19 protein-coding genes and 1 pseudogene are annotated in these 20,418 nt (G+C 43.4%); 13 read left to right on the top strand and 7 right to left on the bottom strand.

Annotated features, from left to right (window positions below):
* Positions 1-6 precede the first annotated feature (6 nt).
* The 3 genes from F607_RS0104940 to F607_RS0104930 all read left to right on the top strand — a co-directional run bounded on the left by F607_RS0104940 (position 7) and on the right by F607_RS0104930 (position 3,195).
* Positions 7-351 carry an ArsC family reductase gene (locus F607_RS0104940; protein WP_027707182.1) on the top strand — a complete coding sequence of 115 codons (345 nt, stop codon included), beginning with the start codon at positions 7-9 and terminating at the stop codon, positions 349-351.
* Between the two features lie 21 nt (positions 352-372).
* Complete coding sequence (gene dapD, locus F607_RS0104935) at positions 373-1,410, top strand: 2,3,4,5-tetrahydropyridine-2,6-dicarboxylate N-succinyltransferase (protein ID WP_027707181.1); 1,038 nt, start codon at positions 373-375, stop codon at positions 1,408-1,410.
* A gap of 567 nt (positions 1,411-1,977) precedes the next feature.
* The gene (locus F607_RS0104930; RefSeq protein WP_027707180.1) at positions 1,978-3,195 is read left to right on the top strand and encodes a hypothetical protein; all 1,218 of its coding nucleotides are present in this window, start codon (positions 1,978-1,980) and stop codon (positions 3,193-3,195) included.
* 351 nt (positions 3,196-3,546) lie between these two features.
* On the opposite strand, the gene F607_RS0104925 is transcribed toward F607_RS0104930, so the two are convergent.
* The 6 genes from F607_RS0104925 to F607_RS0104900 form a co-directional block, all read right to left on the bottom strand.
* On the bottom strand, positions 3,547-4,062 hold the full coding sequence (locus F607_RS0104925; RefSeq protein ID WP_027707179.1) for a CBS domain-containing protein: 516 nt from the start codon (positions 4,060-4,062) through the stop codon (positions 3,547-3,549).
* 176 nt (positions 4,063-4,238) lie between these two features.
* On the bottom strand, positions 4,239-5,111 hold the full coding sequence (locus F607_RS0104920; RefSeq protein WP_027707178.1) for a substrate-binding periplasmic protein: 873 nt from the start codon (positions 5,109-5,111) through the stop codon (positions 4,239-4,241).
* Positions 5,112-5,263: 152 nt separating this feature from the next.
* Complete coding sequence (gene dcd, locus F607_RS0104915; RefSeq protein WP_027707177.1) at positions 5,264-5,848, bottom strand: dCTP deaminase; 585 nt, start codon at positions 5,846-5,848, stop codon at positions 5,264-5,266.
* A 52-nt stretch (positions 5,849-5,900) separates the two neighbouring features.
* Positions 5,901-6,995: an iron-sulfur cluster carrier protein ApbC gene (gene apbC, locus F607_RS0104910; protein WP_027707176.1), complete on the bottom strand. Its 1,095-nt coding sequence runs from the start codon at positions 6,993-6,995 to the stop codon at positions 5,901-5,903.
* A 31-nt stretch (positions 6,996-7,026) separates the two neighbouring features.
* Positions 7,027-7,755: a replication protein P gene (locus tag F607_RS28210; RefSeq protein WP_157365381.1), complete on the bottom strand. Its 729-nt coding sequence runs from the start codon at positions 7,753-7,755 to the stop codon at positions 7,027-7,029.
* Complete coding sequence (locus F607_RS0104900; protein WP_027707175.1) at positions 7,652-8,125, bottom strand: DnaT-like ssDNA-binding domain-containing protein; 474 nt, start codon at positions 8,123-8,125, stop codon at positions 7,652-7,654. Before F607_RS0104900 ends, F607_RS28210 begins: the two co-directional genes overlap by 104 nt.
* A gap of 921 nt (positions 8,126-9,046) precedes the next feature.
* Here F607_RS0104900 and metG point away from each other — a divergent pair.
* The 10 genes from metG (at position 9,047) to F607_RS0104850 (ending at position 20,017) form a co-directional block, all read left to right on the top strand.
* Positions 9,047-11,083: a methionine--tRNA ligase gene (gene metG, locus F607_RS0104895; RefSeq protein ID WP_027707174.1), complete on the top strand. Its 2,037-nt coding sequence runs from the start codon at positions 9,047-9,049 to the stop codon at positions 11,081-11,083.
* Between the two features lie 266 nt (positions 11,084-11,349).
* Positions 11,350-11,946, top strand: coding sequence for an electron transport complex subunit RsxA (gene rsxA / locus F607_RS0104890; protein WP_038290133.1), 597 nt, complete (start codon positions 11,350-11,352; stop codon positions 11,944-11,946).
* 27 nt (positions 11,947-11,973) lie between these two features.
* Positions 11,974-12,558, top strand: a complete 585-nt coding sequence (rsxB, locus tag F607_RS0104885; protein ID WP_027707172.1) for an electron transport complex subunit RsxB — start codon at positions 11,974-11,976, stop codon at positions 12,556-12,558.
* The gene (gene rsxC / locus F607_RS0104880; RefSeq protein WP_027707171.1) at positions 12,555-14,807 is read left to right on the top strand and encodes an electron transport complex subunit RsxC; all 2,253 of its coding nucleotides are present in this window, start codon (positions 12,555-12,557) and stop codon (positions 14,805-14,807) included. Before rsxB ends, rsxC begins: the two co-directional genes overlap by 4 nt.
* A gap of 12 nt (positions 14,808-14,819) precedes the next feature.
* Positions 14,820-15,878: an electron transport complex subunit RsxD gene (gene rsxD, locus F607_RS0104875; protein ID WP_027707170.1), complete on the top strand. Its 1,059-nt coding sequence runs from the start codon at positions 14,820-14,822 to the stop codon at positions 15,876-15,878.
* A 6-nt stretch (positions 15,879-15,884) separates the two neighbouring features.
* A complete protein-coding gene (gene rsxG / locus F607_RS0104870; protein WP_027707169.1) occupies positions 15,885-16,538 on the top strand; it encodes an electron transport complex subunit RsxG in 654 nt (217 codons plus the stop codon).
* Positions 16,528-17,241: an electron transport complex subunit E gene (locus F607_RS0104865; protein ID WP_027707168.1), complete on the top strand. Its 714-nt coding sequence runs from the start codon at positions 16,528-16,530 to the stop codon at positions 17,239-17,241. Before rsxG ends, F607_RS0104865 begins: the two co-directional genes overlap by 11 nt.
* 39 nt (positions 17,242-17,280) lie before the next feature.
* The gene (gene nth, locus F607_RS0104860; protein WP_027707167.1) at positions 17,281-17,916 is read left to right on the top strand and encodes an endonuclease III; all 636 of its coding nucleotides are present in this window, start codon (positions 17,281-17,283) and stop codon (positions 17,914-17,916) included.
* Positions 17,917-18,197: 281 nt separating this feature from the next.
* Positions 18,198-19,334 carry a succinyl-diaminopimelate desuccinylase gene (gene dapE / locus F607_RS0104855; protein WP_027707166.1) on the top strand — a complete coding sequence of 379 codons (1,137 nt, stop codon included), beginning with the start codon at positions 18,198-18,200 and terminating at the stop codon, positions 19,332-19,334.
* A 305-nt stretch (positions 19,335-19,639) separates the two neighbouring features.
* Positions 19,640-20,017 (top strand): hypothetical protein, encoded by a 378-nt coding sequence (locus tag F607_RS0104850; RefSeq protein ID WP_027707165.1) that lies wholly within the window; start codon positions 19,640-19,642, stop codon positions 20,015-20,017.
* 226 nt (positions 20,018-20,243) lie between these two features.
* On the opposite strand, the pseudogene F607_RS35960 reads toward F607_RS0104850, so the two are convergent.
* A pseudogene (locus tag F607_RS35960) lies at positions 20,244-20,418 on the bottom strand (IS982 family transposase); the annotation flags it as partial.

The raw sequence follows: 20,418 nt of genomic DNA, 5'->3' as shown, positions 1-20,418 counted from the left end.
AGTCTAATGATTACTCTATTCGGTATAAGCCAGTGTGATACCGTACGAAAAGCACGTAAATGGCTTGATGCTAATAACATAAACTATACTTTCCACGACTTCCGACGCCAAGGACTCACTCTAGAACAGGTTAGTGCCTGGTGTACCGAACTTGGATGGGAAAAAGTACTTAATAAACGGGGTACGACTTGGCGCCAATTACCTGAAGACACAAAACATACTGTCAATGAAACCTCCGTCGTACCGTTACTTGTTGCTCATCCAACATTGATTAAACGCCCGATTATTGACACGGGAAGTCAACGCTTGGTTGGTTTCAGTGAAACAAACTACCAACAGATTTTACTTTAAAATTAATGACGAGAAGTACTCATGAGTAAAAAGTTTTTTAGTTTAGCCATTGGCATTGGTTCAAAAAATAGCCGCGGAGAGTGGCTAGAAGTATATTACCCAAACCCTATTTTATCCCCTTCTTCACGACTTATTGATCATATCAGTGCTATTGTTCACTATGAACAAGGCAATACATCCATTGAGCTGACAAAAGACCAACTTCAGCAACTTGCACAGTCATTAACAGATGATGCAACAGAATTACCCGTAGCGTTCATTGAGCAGCTTATGGAGTCTGAGCAACCTATTGTACTAACGCTATTAGAAAGTGATGCTGCTCCGACTTCAACGCCTGAAGCCTATTTAAAACTTCACTTGCTTTCCCATCGTCTTGTGAAACCCCATGGTACCAATTTAAGTGGCATTTTTTCACTTCTGCCAAATGTAGCCTGGACCAATCAAGGGGCTATAGACCTTGCTGAACTACCTCAACACCAACTAAAAGCAAGACTATCAGGTCAACAGCTACAAGTCTTCTCGGTGGATAAATTCCCCAAAATGACCGATTATGTTGTGCCTAAAGGTATAAGAATTGCCGATACAGCAAGAGTCCGTCTGGGTGCTTACCTGGGAGAAGGTACCACGATAATGCATGAAGGCTTTGTTAACTTTAATGCAGGAACTGTCGGTAAAAGTATGGTTGAGGGACGTATTTCAGCCGGTGTGATCGTTGGTGAAGCAAGTGACCTTGGTGGTGGCTGCAGCACAATGGGTACTCTTTCAGGTGGTAATAACATTGTTATTGCCATTGGTGAGCAGTGCCTTATTGGCGCTAATGCTGGAGTAGGTATTCCTCTTGGAGATCGCTGTACCATCGAAGCTGGACTCTATATTACGGCTGGAGCTAAAGTCCAAGTACTCGATGAAAATAATCAACCCGTGAAAGTTGTTAAAGCAAGGGAACTTGCTGGGCAATCAGACCTATTATTCCGCCGCAATTCCTTAACAGGTGCCCTTGAGTGCAAAACTAACCGCAGTGCTATAGCACTTAATGAAGAGCTACACGCACACAATTAATATACATACACCAATGACATGGTTTAGGTTTATTACCTGTCATTGGTACACCCCAATAAATTGGGTATTAGTTGCTTAATCACAGCAACCATTTTTTTAATCCCCCCTCCTCATCATCCTCGTATAGCCTTCGTTTAGGTATAGCATCCAAATTATTCACTTTTATAACTTTTTATCTTGCTGCACTTTCCATGCTTTCTAGATCTTTAGTCTCGATAATATACAACTATTGATGTGATTTAAGGAAACACAACATTCAACGTATATTCACGACATCTTAATGAAAAGTATAATTTATGACACATGAGGCAATAAAGTTGCGGTACTCTCTTTGTCCATGCTATTGTTAGACCTATTCTATTGCATCATGGAAGTAGTTTTTCTGGATGGCTCTATCGAGTAATGAAATATCACCTATAGCAGAGACTCAGTTTATGTCTTTGATGTAGACTTATATTCAGCCTGTTACTAAATGTACTACATTTAATGTTCAGGGCAGTTATCAGAAAAATTCCGCCAGCAAAACTGCTCTCTTGTTTTGACAGTCCATACATTAGGGAGCTCCAGGTGAAAACACCTGCATTCACTTCACCAATTGCTGCGTTATTTATCAGCCTTCTTATTTTCTTTTATATACCAACCATAAGTGCTAACAATAATGCAATAAGCTTATGGGAGTTACAGCAAGGCTCACCCTATGGAACAGCGCCTAATGGCTCCCCAGCCATTTTTATCACAGCTCATGCTGATAAGCTCAACAAGATGGTTATTGGTACACAGCTTACATTACCTTTCCCTAACCAAAAAATCGTATTACAACTAACAGAGAGTGAGCAAAACAGCGGAAATATTACTATCTGGCAAGCCAATATAATTGGTCAGTCCTGTAGCGGGTCAGCCAGTCTAATTGTCACACCCAAAAGCACTCGTATTAACCTTTTTACCAATGAAGGAAGTTATGAGGTTCAAATAAATAATACTACAGGTAAAGGATTAATTGTTAGCGAAGATGATTTAATAAAAAATGTCCAAGAAGCCGAACACCCCACCCTTAAAATTTGGACGCTAAGCTCTGAGCAAAATGCAAAAGGTGATTACGCTGTTATAGCTAATACCAGTGTATTTAATAGGCTACAACTTGGCTGGCGTTTGCAGATAACACTTCCCCAAAACCATAAAACGCTTATTGCTACATTAACTCATCGTGAATCGCAACCAGGCAACATGACGATTTGGCAAGGTAAGTTTTCCGAAGCAAACGACGAAGAATTTATAACCATCGTAACGAATGAGATTGAGTCTTACATAACAATAAAATGCAGTGAGGGCACCTACGAAGCAAGACTCAGCCATGTGACTAACCAAGGTGTTATCAGTCTGGTCAATGATGATAGCATTAACCAACCCACTCAACCTGTCGTCTCTTTGTGGCAAGCCGATCTAGTAAACTACTCTCAAAGTAATCCTGTCGCTTACCTCAACGTAAATACCAGCGCTATTCAGCAACTTATGGTAGGACAACATATTTCTCTATTTATACCTCAGTTACAACAAACACTCACAGCAACGATTGACTCGTTCAATCAGCCAAATCGATATCTAAAGCTATTTAGAGCAGCCATTGATAATACCCGAAATGGTTACCTGGTCATTAAAGTTAGCCAGCAAGACGCTCGTGTTTTTGTTAGTCTTAGAAGAGGCTTACAGTATCGGGCACAAATAAATATGATATCCGGACAGGGCTATCTTACTGACTTTTTCAGTACATACTACGGAACTTACTAACTATCAACATGCTAACTATCAATATTACTAGCACGCTGTATTAGCGTGCTATTTTTTAAAAAGTAAACATTTAATTACAAGCAAAAGTCCATTTAACTCGACTTTGGCCATTTAGAAGCTAAGGCATTGCAGGTAAAGCAATACTGTTAGTGGTTATAACCTGAATTAACTCATGTCTAATGAAAACCATGATATGAATTAATTCTAACCCGTTGTTTCTAATAGCTTATTTTTAGCCGTCATGTGTATTCAATAATGGCCAAAGCCGAGTTTAAGGTAAAAAAATAAACTGCAATAGCGAAGTAGTTCTGACACGGAAAATTGTAGAATATAGCCAGACCTATAATTTAACTATAATGAAATGGCCGCTTTTAATAAATCGAGAACAGAAATAATACCTACAACTTCTTTATTTTTGGTCACCAAAACACGATGAATTTTCCCTCTCACCATAGCTTCAGCAACTTGCACCAGTGGAGTAGCAGGCTCTACCTCATACACCAAAGGTGTCATAATATCAGCAACAAGCGTTGAATTATCAACTGTTACACGAAAAGCATTACGCTCTTCACTAGACAACCTATAATTATCTAATGCCTGATAAAAGCCTGAATCACGGACAGGGGGTTCATCTGACTGTAAACTTGCATAACGAACCAAGTCCGTTAATGTAACAACACCTAACAACTTACCTGACTCGTCAATGACTGGCGCCCCAGATATTTGATGATCAACTAAAAAATCAGCCAGCTGATTAACTGACCAATCATAGTGTGCAGTACAAACCTGCGTTGTCATTAAGTCTGAAGCTTTTTGTCCCTGAAATACATCTCGCACATTATTTTCAATCGTTGACTGTTCCAACATAACAGTGCCCTATTCCTGATGGCGATTTATTATAAACTTTATGACCAAGCTTTTTTTAAAACTATATCTGCTTAAAACTATACCTGCTCAGCCTTGGCTTTGTCCTTTAATTTATCTTTACAGGCGAGTATGACCGAGCAAACATAGTATGATATTGATTGCGATCAGCAGAGAACCTAATAATTTGAAAAAATTTTACGTAAACTACCATCTGAACGCATACGCTTTATTTCTAGGTTAATATCATCTATACGCGAACTTAACTTTGAACCTTTAGAAAAAGCTATTTTATATTGACTTTTACTGATGGCTTTTCTGGCAAAACTAAATTTGTCACGCCATTTTGGATGTCGGCGAATAATATCCTGCATCACTTGCTCATCTGCAATCATTAAGTCAACTTCATTATTCATAAGTTTATCAATATTTTCCAGATGATCTGCACCATAAAAAACTTCTTTAAACTTATTTTCTTCGATCGCTTTATCCATATCCACGCCATGGCTATAACCTCGAATGGTTGCCACACGATAAGGATACAAGTCACTCATTAATTGCCACTGAACAGGCTCACCACGCCGCCGCAAATACCACACACGGTCATGAGATATAAAGACAGTCTGGCTAAATGTCATATAACCAGATCGCTCTGTGGTTTGAATAAGAGGAAAGACTATGTCAGCCGTGTGCTCATGGATCATCCTTAAGCACTCCTCCCACGGATACAACATGGTATCCATTTGAAAGCCAAGACGTTTTAACAGTTCGCGAGCAAAATTTACTGCTACTCCGCCCGTGGCTGGCCTTCCTATCTCACCAAGAATATAAGGTGGCCAGGGATCGCTGACATAAAGCACTCGGGGCATTTCTTTTTTTTCTGCCGCCACAGCCTGAGGGGAAAGTAATGCCGAAAAAAGCACGCTAATTAAAATAAAGGTTCCATAAAAAACATATAGAAAAAAGCGCGGCTTACGGCCAAGCTGTAACGTCAATATACGGTGAAAGGCTATAAACAACCCAAAAAATACATTAATGGTTCGAGAGCTCAAGGGTAAAACTCCAGCCTTTATAGTAAATTCTAAAATTCTATACTTTAACTAAAGCACAAATTCCCCGCCCTGCTGAAAAATGCCGATCAATAGTCCACAATGATTTAAAAGTTAATGGCGCTGAAATTAGAAGCAACACTCAACATCTATCTTTAACTATCACGACTAATTCGACTGGCAATCGCACTGGATTGATTGCGGTACTTAGCATCTTGTCGCTTATTATAAGGGCGCATCGCTGGACCAGTCATCGTTTCAAAATTAATGGCACCAATGGTCATATTAGGCTTTAAACCAAGAGGTAGCTTTCCGCCATTAAAAAACTCCAATACAATCTGTCCACTCCAACCAGGATCAATTCGGTGCGCAGTTACATGCACCATCAACCCAAGGCGTGCCAGGGAAGAACGACCATCAAGCCAACCAACAATGTTATCTGGTAACGTCACGGATTCTTTAGTAACAGCCAATGCCAATTCGCCAGGGTGTAAGAAGAAGGACTCTTCATCTTCCAGGATAATTTCCTTGCTCATAATCGAGTCAAGTACACGATCCATTTCTTCCCTAGGACCACTCAGGTCAACATAGGGGGCTGCATGATCATTAAACACCCGAAAGCTATTACCCAGTGTTAAGTCAACACTGACACCATTAATTCGAGATAATGGTGGCTGTGGATCGATTACAATCTCTCCTTGCTCCATCAACGCTTCAATATCACGATCACACAGTCTCATGTTGTCTACTCCAGAAAAAATCGCAAATCATCAATAACGTATGCTAATCAGTTTAGTCATCCGCAATAGAAATCGTAGGCCCAGAAGACATCGACTCGGTAATTTTATCCAGCTGTACAGCCATGTTTCTTGCAATTACTCGATAACGCTCAGCAATCTGACCATCAGGCTCGGCTAATACTGTTGGCTTACCACTATCTGTTTGTTGACGTATTTTTAAATCCAGTGGTAATGAACCTAGCAAGGGCACATGATATTCATCAGCTAACTGCGCACCACCACCCTCACCGAAGATTGCCTCCTCATGCCCACACTGACTACAAACATGCATGGCCATATTTTCTACAACACCTGCAACAGGAACTTTCACCTTATGGAACATTTCAATGCCTTTGCACACATCAAGCAAGGCAATATCTTGGGGTGTGGTGACCATCACGGCCGCTGTTACTGGCACTTTCTGGGCCAAAGTCAATTGAATATCACCCGTGCCTGGTGGCATATCAATAATAAGGTAATCTAATGACTGCCACAGTGTTTGTTGTAACAACTGCTGTAACGCGCCGCTGACCATAGGACCACGCCATACCATAGGCGTTTTGTCCGTCACCAAAAATGCCATAGACATGACTTGAATGTTATGAGCTATGAGTGGCTTAAAATATTTATCATCAATGGTTTCTGGACGTGCATCCTCAGCCACACCCAACATCATACCTTGGCTGGGTCCATAAATGTCCGCATCAAGAACACCCACTTGGGCACCTTCTTGCGCTAAAGCTAGCGCTAAGTTAGCAGCAGTTGTCGATTTGCCGACCCCTCCCTTACCTGATGCGACGGCAACAATATTTTTGACCTGCTGCAGCGCTGGTATTTGCGTTAAACGAGGAAAGGTCGGCACTGTCCAATTCACAACTATATTCAAAGTTGTTATATCAGAGAGTTCAGCAAGCCCTTGCTTAAGGGTTTCTTCTAAAGGCTGTTTGATGTCGTTTGCAGGAAAGTTGAATTCAATTGCAATATCAAGATGATCATCAATCAATTGAAAATGCTTGATGACATCGCTTGTGACTAATGGAATATCCAGATATGGCTTTAATGATTGTTGTATCAACGATTCAACACACTGGCGTATGCGTTGGGTCATACTCACTCCCACCAAAAGGGCACTAAAAGGATTAATCAGAAGATTTTTTGAGCTTTGATCGCAGCGCGAGAAATGCAGCTCGCCCGCCTTTAGGATTGATGCCTTGAGCCTGCATGGCTGCTTGAAGCTGTTTATTTGACTGTTGCTCGGCGACATCTTGAATAGATGATCTTTTGTGCTCTAACGCAAGAGCAACGGGTTCATCAAGCGACTCACCATCCAATAATCGCTGACATAATTGCTCATAGTTGTTTTTAAATAGAGGGAAAGCTACGCGCTGCTCTTCACTACGGAGCACCATCCAACCCGTGGCTTTTGCCGCTAAATACACGGCAGGATGAGACCAGCTGTAGTCAGGCGAAAACTCAGCAGCATTGCAAGCTTCATAGTAGGCCGCCAGGGGCTTTTTTAAGCCAAGCTCTTCGTAGCGTAACCGGCAATAGTAAAGAATTTCTTTTAGGTCAGGAAAAAACTCAGTGTGTCGAATAGCAAGGTCAGCAGCGTTGACTATTCGCTCAGGCGAATACTCCTTGAGCATATCAAGCCATAAAGACTTTGCTACTTCTAGGTCATCCTGCGTAGGAAAGGCAGACCGGAACTTAATCGGTGACGCTGCTCTTAACTTCCGAAAAACAGCATTAATGGCCTGATAATACTTAGTCGGATCGCTCGACGCCGCTTTCGAAGCGGAATTTGTTGGCCCAGCTGTAGTCTGTAAGTTCTTCAGCCGTTGATTGATAAGTGTTTTGCCGTCTTTCACTTTGCTGGCGCTTCCACTGATAGATCACATGGTTTTTAAATCGATTTTGCCAAGCTTTACGTGCTTCACCTGTTTCCAGCCAGTATAACTTGAAATCAGGTAGTTGCTTCCAAATAAATTCTGCCGGAATTCCATGGTGAATAGCAAGCCACTCAACATATCGAGGATCTGGCTCAAAATCCTCAGGCAAAGGTTGTACTCTTGCTCCAGATGTACCTTCCTGGTTATCTGAGCGCTGCTGATCAGCCTCCCTACCTCGACCAAAAACCGGGTGCTGAGGTGAGTCTGAAGCAGTTTCTGCAGTAACTATTTCCCAAGGTGGAACACCCTGGTTGAGTAAACGATTGTATCGTTTTCGATCATTGCTCATAACATACCTGCTTGCTATCTACCCGCTGTTACTAATGCAAAGGTCGCTCCAGCTACTTCAACGTACTATATACATCTTGTGCGTACCTACTGACTAATGTCTTTGCTTCGCACGACCACTAACCAAGGAAGACATACCCGCCAACAAAGGCCAACATATCTTACTTTAAGAGCAATGGGTGAATTCCTTTCGCCCAGCGTTCAGCCTTAACGGGCTAACCTTACAATTCCTTCCTTCAATCAATGAAGAGAAAGGGGCGACGATTATAGACATATCTGAAAATCGAGCAAGAAGAATTAGTACGTTTCACTTTATTCACAACCTATCCACTCATTAGGTGTGATTAAGGCTGTTTTATTCCAACATACTTCAGTTGAGTTCAGTGTAATTAAGGTAATCTACCATACTTAAGGCAAAACTGTTCTCTTAAACGACACCTAAAGTATGAAGCTGTAGCCATCACATGTAGCATGATTTCATTTCACCTAATTACCCAGCATGGCAGCTTATTACTTTAGTGTTGCTATTTACCTAACACTTCTGTGTAAGGGATATTACCTAATTATGGACTTACACTAGCGACACTCATACTTAAGGGACAGTCTCTAATCAAATAGAGAAACTACGCTAAAACCACTAGTAGCCTACACAAGGAAACGAGTCAGTGACTCACTCGCCAATCAATGCCTCAAACGTAGTGTATCAATATGTATACCTTTAATTGTAAAAGAGAAGGCTTGAATGATGCCAACCTTTTTCTGTCAACATTTGTTAGTTGAAGTAATACTTGACCATAACCCATAAGTGTTCGCTAACATTCTGGATTGGCAAAAACCTGAACTATTGCTGGGTGAAACCCAGCATCTTTGGCATTATAATTGGCCCCCTTATTGAACTTTAGAATTGAGATACTGGCTGACCATGACCCAAGAAGCTAAACGAAACATTCTGGTAACAAGCGCCCTACCCTATGCAAATGGTCCTTTGCATATGGGGCATTTAGTGGAATACATTCAAACTGATATTTGGGTCCGTTTTCAAAAAATGCGTGGCCACCAGTGTATTTATGTCTGTGCAGATGATGCTCATGGCACAGCCATTAGCCTTCACGCTGAAAAACTCGGCATCACGCCAGATGAGCTGGTTAAAAATATTAACGCTGAGCGTATCAAAGACTTTAGTGAGTTCTCTGTTGAGTTCGATAACTATTACTCCACACACTCAGAAGAAAACCGTGAGCTTGCAGAAACCATCTATTTAGCCCTTCGCTCTGCAGGACATATTTCCAAAAAAACCATCAGCCAGGCTTATGACCCTGAAAAGCATATGTTCTTAGCTGATCGTTATATAAAAGGGGAATGTCCTCGGTGTGGCGCGGCAGACCAGTATGGCGATAACTGTGAAGTATGCAGTGCTACTTACTCACCAGCGGAGCTCAAAAATGCAGCATCCACGTTGTCTGGCGCAAAACCAATAACGAAGCAGTCTGAGCATTACTTTTTCAAACTCAGCGAGTTCACTGACTTTTTACAGAAATGGACAACAACTGGGCACGTCCAACCAGAAATCGCTAATAAGCTTGCCGAATGGCTGGATAGTGGTTTACAAGACTGGGATATCTCTCGTGATGCCCCCTACTTTGGCTTTGAGATACCAGAAGCACCTGGCAAATACTTTTACGTTTGGCTGGATGCACCTATAGGCTACATGGCTAGCTTTAAAAACCTCTGTGACAAGCGTGATGACCTCGATTTTGATACATTCTGGAATCCAGAAAGTCGGGCCGAAGTTTACCATTTTATCGGTAAGGACATTGTCAACTTCCACTGCCTGTTTTGGCCTGCTATGCTATCTGGTGCAGGCTATCGCACCCCTACTCAAGTGTGCGTACATGGCTATCTCACCGTCAACAATGAAAAAATGTCCAAGTCCAGAGGGACGTTCATTACTGCCCGCACCTACCTTGATCACTTAAACCCTTCTTATCTGCGCTACTACTATGCCGCAAAGCTCAACAGTCGTATTGATGATATTGACCTTAACCTAGAAGATTTTTGTCAACGTGTTAATGCTGACCTCGTGGGTAAAGTAATTAACATTGCTAGCCGCTGTGCCAACTTCATCAAGAAACAGGGTGGTGTACTTTCTAGTGAAAACAGTGAGCCAGATTTAATTGCCTCATTTGCAGATCAGGCCTCAACAATCGCTTCTTTGTATGAACAGCGTGAGTTTGCCAAAGCGGTTCGCGAGATCATGGCACTGGCGGATAAAGCAAACACCTATATTAATGATCAAGCACCTTGGGTGTTGGCGAAACAACCTGGACAGGAACAACAAGTCCTTAATGTTTGTACCGTAGGTATTAACCTATTCCGCCTGATTATGCTGTATTTAAAACCTATTATTCCGGCTTTAGCTGAAGATACGGAAGCGTTCCTCAGTATAGATCCCCTTCAGTGGCATGACGTGAATACGGTTTTACTCAACCACGCGATTCAACCATTCAGTGCCATGCTAACCCGGGTTGACCCGAAAAAAGTCAGTGCAATGGTTGAAGCGTCCAAAGAAAGTCTAGCCCCCAAGCAACAGGCCATACCAGCCGATAGCCCACTTAGTAAAGAGCCCATTCTGGACGAAATCAACTTCGAAGATTTTGCCAAGATTGACTTACGCGTAGCCCTGATCGCGAACGCAGAGCATGTTGAGGGGGCAGAAAAGCTGTTAAAGCTGACATTGGATTTAGGTGGACAAACTCGTACAGTCTTTTCTGGGATAAAGAGTGCTTATAGCCCTGAACAGTTAGTTGGCAAGCACACTGTGGTTGTCGCTAACCTTAAACCAAGAAAAATGCGGTTTGGTTTATCGGAAGGAATGGTGCTTTGTGCTGGTCCTGGAGGCAAAGACCTATGGGTTATTCACCCTGACGGCGGCGCTAAGCCAGGCATGAGAGTACTCTAGTCGCTAGCCAAGATAGCGGATGGTTATGATATTGGCTGCTGTTTTTAACAAACTCAGTATGTCCATATCATGAACTTTAGTAATGGAAGTAGCCACTCCCTATAGCAATGCCAATTAAGCTTATAACATATTTGACTTAAAACTTATGCCTTATCATCTTGTATGGCATAAAAAGCTGGCTGATAATAGTCATTCAGCCATTTAGTGACAACTCCCGTTAAATCACTGCGTTTTATCGCACTTTTCCAGTAGATGGTATTTTAAGCATGCTTGATTCAGCCAGTGAAATTGCACTTATTTTGACCAGTGCAATTTTGGTGAACAACTTTGTACTTGTGCAGTTCCTGGGACTCTGCCCATTTATGGGGGTTTCCAATAAATTGGAAACAGCCATGGGCATGTCACTGGCAACCACATTTGTCCTCACCCTGGCATCAATCACTAGCTATATCACTTATGAGTACATTTTAAAGCCTCTGGACTTAACTTTTTTAAAAACCATTGCCTTTATCCTTGTCATAGCTGTTGTTGTGCAATTTACTGAAATGGTTGTCCGCAAAACCAGCCCCCTGCTTTATCGTGTACTCGGTGTGTTTCTACCACTGATCACTTCTAACTGTGCTGTGCTTGGTGTTGCCCTACTTAATAGTAACCGGCTACACAGCTCACTACTGGAGTCTGCAGCTTATGGCTTTGGTGCTGCCGTTGGCTTTTCACTGGTGTTAGTTATGTTTTCGGCAATGCGTGAACGACTAGCCTTAGCTGATGTGCCCCAGCCTTTTCGTGGTGCAGCTATAGGCATGATCACCGCAGGTTTAATGTCACTGGCCTTTATGGGCTTTACTGGACTTATCAAGCTTTAATTTGTAGTTAATCACAGGCAGTCACTCATGGAGATAATTGTCTACGCCATACTTGCTCTGCTGACATTGGCATTAATTTTTGGTGCCATACTTGGCTTTGCTTCAGTGCGGTTCAAAGTAGAAGGCGATCCACTCGTTGATCAAATCAATGCATTGTTGCCTCAAACCCAGTGTGGCCAATGTGGCTATCCTGGATGCAGGCCCTACGCCGAGGCAATTGCCGATGGTGATGTTATCAACAAGTGTCCACCAGGTGGTGAAAGCACCATTGCCTCACTTGCGGACTTGCTTGATGTCGAGCCTATGCCGCTGGATGAAGCTCATGGTGAGGAAAAACCTCGAACCGTTGCCTATATCAGAGAAGATGAGTGTATTGGCTGCACAAAGTGCATTCAGGCCTGTCCTGTTGATGCCATTCTTGGTGCAGCCAAGCAAATGCACACTGTGATTGCTAATGAATGTACTGGCTGTGACCTTTGTGTTGAGCCCTGCCCTGTTGACTGTATTGAAATGAGACCCATTGAAGTAACAACCAAAACCTGGTCATGGGAGCTACCACCCGCCCCGGTGAAATTAATAGCTACTGATGCTGGACGGGGGCATGCTGCATGACTCGTAAAACTTGGCCTTTAACCGGCGGAATTCATCCCCCCGAAAACAAGCATCAGTCAACACAGCTGCCCATCAAAATTGCCGCACTACCTGATAAGGTTGTACTGCCTTTAAGCCAGCACATAGGCGCACCCGCCGAACCTATTGTTGCTGTTGGAGACTATGTACTAACAGGACAATGTATTGCCCGCGCTAATGGTTTTGTCAGTGCACCCGTTCATGCTTCCGTATCAGGTACGGTAACCAATATAGGCCCTATGGCTGTCCCTCATGCATCGGGCATGTTTGAGCCTTGTATTGAAATCCAAAGTGATGGACTGGACCAATGGGTTGCATTAAAAACCAATGAAGACTACGCATCGTTATCTACAGAAGCCTTACTTGAAACTATTCAGCAAGCAGGTATTACAGGCTTAGGTGGTGCAGGTTTTCCTACTGCTGTGAAGTTAGCAGCTCGCGCAGAGTCTGCGATTAAGACGCTCATTATCAACGGTACGGAGTGCGAACCTTATATAACAGCAGATGACATGCTGATGAGGGAGCGAGCAGACCAAATTATTAGTGGTATTCAGATTCTTCAACATTTGGTTAAACCTACAGAGTGCTTGTTAGGCGTTGAAGATAACAAGCCTGAAGCCATTGTGGCCTTAAAAAAAGCGGCCAAGAATACCACTATAGAAATAGTGGTATTTCCAACCAAATACCCCTCTGGTGGCGAAAAACAACTTATTCAAATTCTCACGGGCAAAGAAGTACCCAGCGGTAGCTTGCCTGCAGATATCGGCATCCTTTGTCAAAATGTGGGTACTGCAGCGGCAATTCACGATGCAGTTATTCTTGGAAAACCACTTATCTCTCGAATAACAACTGTTACAGGAGAAGCTCTTCAGCAACCAGGCAACTTTGAAGTCAGGCTAGGCACTCCTGTTGACTTTCTATTAGAGCAGGCAAGCTTACACTCAGAACACCTGGGACGTTTAGTGATGGGTGGCCCCATGATGGGCTTCACCCTGCAATCACTCGCCGTACCTATTATCAAAACCACGAATTGCTTAATTGCAGCTACCCAGACTGAACTACCCCCCGCGTCTCCTGCTCAATCTTGTATTCGTTGTGGTCACTGCGCGGAGGCATGCCCTGTTTCACTACTCCCACAACAGCTGTTTTGGTTTGCTCAGGGTAAAGAGTATGCTCAACTGCAACACCATAACTTGTTTGACTGCATTGAGTGTGGTGCTTGTGCTTATGTTTGCCCAAGCCATATTCCTCTGGTGCAATATTACCGGGGGGCTAAAGGTATCATTCGCCAGCAGGAGCTGATGCAACAAAAAGCTGCACAATCTAAACAGCGCTTTGAAGCCAGACAGGATCGTCTAGCAAAAGAGACGGCAGCTAAAGAAGCTAAGCGCAAAGCCAATGCCGAAAAAGCAGCACGCCTAAAAGCAGCGGCAGCTGAAAAAGCGGCCTCTGATCAGCAACCAAAACAGGAAATTCAAGCAGCGCTGGAAAGAGCCAAAGCTAAAAAAGCGCCCAACAAGTCCAAACCTCAGCTGACTGCAGAGCAGAAAGAGTTAAAAATCCAACTGGCCATGGTCAGTGCACAATTGAAAAAGTTACAACGCAATATTGAACAAAGTGAGTCAACGCCCGATGTTAAACAACAAGAAGATTTAGATCGGTTGCAACAGCAGCAGCAATCACTTGAAACAGCCCTGGCTGCTGCCACCCCGAACGACTCGAATCAGGCTGCCCCCCCTGTAGAAAAAGCGACTACAAGCAACTCAAAGGAAAACGCAAGCTCAGGTCCTGACCTAAAAGTGCTGCAAATAAAATTGGCACAAGCGAAAGCAGCACTCAAGAAAGCGGAACGTGCTTATGCTGCAGCGGCTGAAAACAATGCAGCCGACCAAGATGCTCTCCAAGCCACTATTGCCGGAAAACAAGTTGCACTTGCTGAAGCAGAACAAGCTCTTGCCAAGGCGAAAACTTCTACTGAAGCTCCTTCCCCCTCAAAAGAGGCTGCAAGTAAAAAGCCTAAAAAACCCCCATTAGATGAAAAAACCAAAACCCTTAAAATCCAAGTGGCAATGGCCAAAGCTCAGCTCCGGAAGCTTAATAAACTGGCTGAGCATGCTGATACAGCGCCCCCAAAAGAGGAAATTGAGGCTTCAGAAAAAGCTTTATCTGAAGCCGAGTCAGCACTTGCTGAACACCAGCAACAACCATCATCTTCCCTTGCTGATGCCTAAAGAGGTTATGCTATGACACTCATTCGACAAACCTCACCGCATACTCGCAAGGCCAGCTCAACACAGGCAATCATGCTTAATGTCTTAATAGCCTTGATTCCTGGGTTATTAGTGAGTGTTTACTTTTTTGGCTGGGGAGTTCTTATCAACCTGGTATGGGCTTCACTAGTGGCTGTTGGCTGTGAAGCATTGATTATAAAACTGCGTAAGCGACCTATTCGCTTTTTCCTGCAAGACTATACGGCTGTTGTCACTGCTGCTCTTCTTGCACTGGCGATTCCTCCATCGGCTCCCTGGTGGCTGACACTTATCGGCACCAGCTTTGCCATTATTATTGGCAAGCACCTTTATGGGGGCATGGGGCAAAACCTCTTTAATCCTGCCATGTTGGGTTATGTGTTATTGCTCGTATCATTTCCCTTGGAAATGAGCGCCTGGCTTCCAGCATTAGGCGTGCGCGAAGGTCAAGGTGTTCTCGACCTTATAGCCTCAATCCAGCTGTTTGCTGGTAACATGCCTGTTAGCTCGCTGGATGCAATGACCATGGCCACACCTTTAGATATCTTTCGTGAAAATACTAGCCTGACCATCGAAGAGTTGTGGGCAACCAACCCCGTTTTTTCTGACTGGGCAGGCAAAGGCTGGCAATGGGTCAGTTTAGCTTACATGTTGGGTGGATGCTGGCTTCTATATAAGCGTGTTTTCACCTGGCATGCACCTGCAGGCATGCTGCTTATGCTGGGTGTAATGGCTACCTTATTTTATGGTGGTGAAGGCTCAGACAGTCACGGCTCTCCACTTTTTCACTGGTTAAGCGGCGCCACGATGCTAGGTGCATTTTTTATTATTACTGATCCCGTGACTTCTGCAACCAGTAATAAAGGGCGCTTCATTTTTGGTGCAGGCATTGGTGCACTGACCTATATCATCCGCACTTGGGGGGGGTACCCTGACGGCGTTGCCTTTGCGGTCCTTCTGATGAACATGGCAGCCCCCACCATTGACTACTACACCCAACCTAGAACCTATGGCCATAAAAAGCCTAATCGTGGCTTAGCCAAACCGGATTAACGACCCATGAATGTAATAGGGATTGCCATTACCCGTAACAGCTTGCTACTAGGTGTTTTTGCGACACTGACGGTTGGTGTTATTGCTGTTACTTATGCATTAACCAAAGACCGAATTGCAGACCAAATTCGTCAGGCAGAAGCCAAAGCATTATATGAAATTCTGCCTGAAGAAAGTCATGACAATGACTTACTTAAAACCACAGTCACTATTGCCCCCAATGAAGACCTGGGCAATGAAAAGGCTACTCATGGCTACGTAGCCTTTCAAAAGCAGCAACCCACAGCCATCATCCTGCCTGCAACAGCACCTGATGGTTATAATGGCCGAATTTTATTGCTTGTCGGCATCTACGCTGATGGCTCACTGAGTGGTGTACGCGTCATATCTCATAAAGAAACACCTGGTCTAGGCGATGCCATTGACACCAAAGTATCAGACTGGATTCTTGGCTTTTCTGGAAAGTCATTAACTAATCCCGACCAAGATCGATGGGCAGTCAAAAAAGATGGTGGTGATTTTGATCAATTCACAGGCGCTACGATTACCCCTAGAGCAGTAGTTGGCTCGATTAAGCGCACCTTAAGTTACTTTAACAAGCATCAAGACACCCTATTTCAACAAGGTCTGCAACAACTGAGGACTCATGATGGCGAGTAAACCACTGTCCACTGTCGCGGCTGATGGCTTTTGGAAAAATAACCCAGCCATTGTTCAACTATTAGGGCTTTGCCCCCTACTTGGTGTATCAAATAGTGTTGTTAACGCTTTAGGATTAGGGTTAGCAACAACCGTAGTATTAACCTGCTCAAACCTGGTAGTATCCCTCATCCGCAAACAGGTAACCGATGCCATCCGTTTACCTGCGTTCGTCATGATCATTGCTTCATTTACCACCTGTGTTGAGCTGCTAATGCAAGCCTTCACTTATGAGCTATACCAAATCCTGGGTATTTTTATCCCGCTCATAGTTACCAACTGTATTATTCTGGGCCGAGCTGACAGTTTTGCCGCTAAAAGTGCGTTAGTACCATCTGTAGTCGATGGCTTTACAATGGGGCTTGGTTTCGCATCAATCCTGCTTTTACTGGGTGCCATGAGAGAGCTAATTGGTCAAGGTACCTTATTCAGTAATATGCATCTTCTGCTGGGTGATGTTGCTCGCAACTGGGAGATAACCTTAATTACTGACTATAAAAAGTTTCTGTTTGCTATCCTGCCGCCTGGCGCCTTTGTTTTTATGGGCTTTTTGATCGCACTCAAAAATATCATTGACCAAAACCTGGCTGAGCGGGCTAAACAAAAGTCGGCGCCCGTTGAAAAAGGTAGCAAACGTGTTAGGGTAACGGGCCAGATAAATTAACTCCTGTCATAGCGCAGTTTCATTACCTATGAAAGTAAAATGAATAAAGAAAAACGACAGCAAATATTTTCTCGACTCAAGGCCCAAAACCCCAACCCAGCCACCGAGTTAAACTACACTACGCCTTTTGAGCTCCTGATTGCGGTTATACTTTCGGCACAGGCAACGGATGTAGGTGTCAATAAGGCTACCGTTAAGCTGTTTCCTGTTGCCAACACACCAGAAAAAATACTTGCCCTCGGTTTAACCAAGCTTAAGTCGTATATTAAAACCATTGGTTTATACAATGCGAAAGCCGAAAATATCATCAAAACCTGTCAAATTCTTATAGAAAAATATAACGCAGAAGTACCTGATACCCGAGAAGCATTGGAGTCGCTCCCAGGCGTAGGGAGAAAAACAGCTAATGTTGTGTTAAATACCGCATTTCAACAGCCCACTATGGCAGTTGATACCCATATCTTTCGCCTGTCTAACCGAACAGGCATTGCACCAGGTAAGAATGTACATGAAGTAGAAAAGCGTTTACTGCGCCTTGTACCCAAGGAGTTTTTAATGGAAGCCCATCACTGGTTAATTTTACATGGTCGCTATGTATGCAAAGCCCGAAAACCTCAATGTGGCTCCTGTATTATTGAAGACTTATGTGAATACAAAGAAAAAACGATAGCTTAGGACGACTTGCCCAACTATTTTTTTATCCAATTCCATAATATACCCAAAACGAAGGTTTTTTAGGGGCGGCCGTCAAGCGATGCCCCCCCCGGAGCTTATATTAATAAGTGACTGGGGTGAAGAGCGCTGACAACAAACCCTAAAAATGATTCGTGAAGGGTATAAAAGAAAGTCGACACTCACAAACTCTCTGATCTGACCAGTATGTATGGAGGGGTAACAAAAACTGATGCGCATATTATGTGTGTTCCCCCCATTTCAATGGGAGCAATAGCTGCTTTATGACAACCACATCACCCACTTTAGCATTAGCCTGTGACCTAATTGCCCGACCGTCTATCACTCCAGAAGATGCTGACTGTCAAACCCTCCTCATTAGTCGCCTGCAACCTTTGGGTTTTCATGTCGAGCGTTTACGCTTTGGCGAAGTTGATAATATTTGGTTACGCAAAGGAAACGGTGGACCTGTCCTTGCCTTTGCTGGGCATACCGATGTTGTACCGACAGGCCCTAAAGAAGAATGGCATACACCGCCTTTCACTCCAACAATTAAAGATGATTACTTATATGGACGTGGTGCGGCTGATATGAAAGGTAGCTTAGCCGCCATGGTGACGGCTACTGAGCGCTTTCTTAACGCCTACCCCAATCACCAGGGATCGCTAGCATGGTTAATTACCAGTGATGAAGAAGGCCCTGCCGTCAATGGTACACGCAAAGTAATGGAATACCTGAGTGACCGCAATGACTACATCGATTGGTGTATTGTTGGTGAGCCATCAAGTACCGCACATGTCGGCGATGTCATTAAAAATGGTCGTCGAGGCTCATTGACTGGCGAACTGACCATTCGAGGTATTCAGGGTCACGTGGCTTACCCTCACCTGGTCAAGAATCCCATTCATCTTGCCGCACCTGCACTTGCAGCCTTATCCACTACCCACTGGGATAAAGGCAATGACTTTTTCCCAGCTACCAGTTTTCAAATTTCGAACATTCATGCTGGCACTGGTGCAGGTAATGTTGTGCCTGGTGAACTACAAGTGATGTTTAATTTTCGCTTTTCCACAGAGTCTTCTGCAGAAGAGCTTCAAGCCAGAACCCATCATATTCTGCAACAACACCACTTGGACTACCACATTGACTGGACGTTGTTCGGCAGTCCCTTTTTAACAGAACGAGGACGTTTAATTGATGCCGCCCAAGCAGCCATTCACGCGGAGGTTGGCACTCACTCTACACTATCCACTTCAGGTGGCACATCAGATGGACGTTTTATAGCTCCCTATGGTACCGAGGTTATCGAGTTAGGCCCTTGTAACGACACCATCCATAAAGTCAATGAGTGCACACGTATTTCTGAGCTTGAAACCCTTTCCTCAATTTACGAACGCATCATGACTAACCTATTGGGCTAACCACACTGATAGGTAAATACATCTAAGTTCAGTGTGAATCATACGGTTAGCCTAGTATAAGGCTAGCCGTATGATTTCATTACTTGTATACACATAACCTCAATTTGTAACGATAAGCTCAATAATACAAACAGCGTTTGGTGTATAACGCATTAACTCTCTTTTCATTATCACAATTCGACAGATTAAAAGCATTGGGTATAAAGATTAACTGGTTAGTAGCATTGCTAGGTCTATACTACCCGTGTTAGCTTAGGTGCTCTTGACAGGGTTGGATAACGAGTTTTCCCAAGAGAGTAACAACCATGCAATTACCTGATATTGAAATCTATGTAAAAAACACCACGCCAGAGCTTATTGAAGAATGGCTGGATGATCGTTTTGATAACATTGAGTTACTCAATAAAGAAGGACGCACCCATCAATATAATGCTGATTGGGAAGGTATGAGCATCCCCATTATGGTAGTTGAGCGAGCAGCTGGCCGGGCCTTTACGAGTATTTGGTTTAACTCAGCTGAAACACCTTGGGAAACAGATATTGAGTGTGCTCGTGACGCTTTTGATTTTTTTAACACTGAGATACGTTGTAATGGCACATTCTGGCAGGAAGAGGAAGCTGCAGATAATGACTGGTGGCAAATAACACATCAAGGTGAAGGCATTATAAGCTGGCAAGAATAAATAAGTTTACACTCTCTCCTTTCATAAAATACTCGTGTTTTATAAATAATACTGACTTTTTATCTTACAGCAGCCAATCACCACTAAATACTGTCTTTAAGCGTAACAGAGTAGTAGATAGTAATAACATGCTATGTTAATAATCTTCCCGTAGCTCATTACACAGCATACATACTAAAATGCTTACCTAAGTCACTATCTGTACTTTAACGCGATGCTCGACTTTTTAGCCTATTAATTTAGCTAACTGAAGAGGAGCATTGCCTTGGTTCCTATTAAATAATACACACAAACTGTGTGATAATAGCTTGCGGGTAATTCGATTAGTCAAGCTCCATAGTGTTCTGCCTTTGGTTCGCTGAATATTAAACCTTTCTACTAGCTGACCAATCGTTGTCTCC

Source organism: Zooshikella ganghwensis DSM 15267 (genome assembly GCF_000428585.1).
Classification (GTDB): Bacteria; Pseudomonadota; Gammaproteobacteria; order Pseudomonadales; family Zooshikellaceae; genus Zooshikella; species Zooshikella ganghwensis.
This window is presented reverse-complemented; position numbering and strand designations above follow the sequence as displayed.

Coding starts and splice junctions, on each gene's coding strand:
- dapE (WP_027707166.1), top strand. CDS start 18,198: ATGACAACCACATCACCCACTTTAGCATTAGCCTGTGACCTAATTGCC.
- F607_RS0104850 (WP_027707165.1), top strand. CDS start 19,640: ATGCAATTACCTGATATTGAAATCTATGTAAAAAACACCACGCCAGAG.
- rsxA (WP_038290133.1), top strand. CDS start 11,350: ATGCTTGATTCAGCCAGTGAAATTGCACTTATTTTGACCAGTGCAATT.
- apbC (WP_027707176.1), bottom strand. CDS start 6,995: ATGACCCAACGCATACGCCAGTGTGTTGAATCGTTGATACAACAATCA.
- rsxC (WP_027707171.1), top strand. CDS start 12,555: ATGACTCGTAAAACTTGGCCTTTAACCGGCGGAATTCATCCCCCCGAA.
- rsxG (WP_027707169.1), top strand. CDS start 15,885: ATGAATGTAATAGGGATTGCCATTACCCGTAACAGCTTGCTACTAGGT.
- dcd (WP_027707177.1), bottom strand. CDS start 5,848: ATGAGACTGTGTGATCGTGATATTGAAGCGTTGATGGAGCAAGGAGAG.
- F607_RS0104940 (WP_027707182.1), top strand. CDS start 7: ATGATTACTCTATTCGGTATAAGCCAGTGTGATACCGTACGAAAAGCA.
- F607_RS0104900 (WP_027707175.1), bottom strand. CDS start 8,125: ATGAGCAATGATCGAAAACGATACAATCGTTTACTCAACCAGGGTGTT.
- F607_RS0104865 (WP_027707168.1), top strand. CDS start 16,528: ATGGCGAGTAAACCACTGTCCACTGTCGCGGCTGATGGCTTTTGGAAA.
- rsxB (WP_027707172.1), top strand. CDS start 11,974: ATGGAGATAATTGTCTACGCCATACTTGCTCTGCTGACATTGGCATTA.
- dapD (WP_027707181.1), top strand. CDS start 373: ATGAGTAAAAAGTTTTTTAGTTTAGCCATTGGCATTGGTTCAAAAAAT.
- F607_RS0104925 (WP_027707179.1), bottom strand. CDS start 4,062: ATGTTGGAACAGTCAACGATTGAAAATAATGTGCGAGATGTATTTCAG.
- metG (WP_027707174.1), top strand. CDS start 9,047: ATGACCCAAGAAGCTAAACGAAACATTCTGGTAACAAGCGCCCTACCC.
- rsxD (WP_027707170.1), top strand. CDS start 14,820: ATGACACTCATTCGACAAACCTCACCGCATACTCGCAAGGCCAGCTCA.
- nth (WP_027707167.1), top strand. CDS start 17,281: ATGAATAAAGAAAAACGACAGCAAATATTTTCTCGACTCAAGGCCCAA.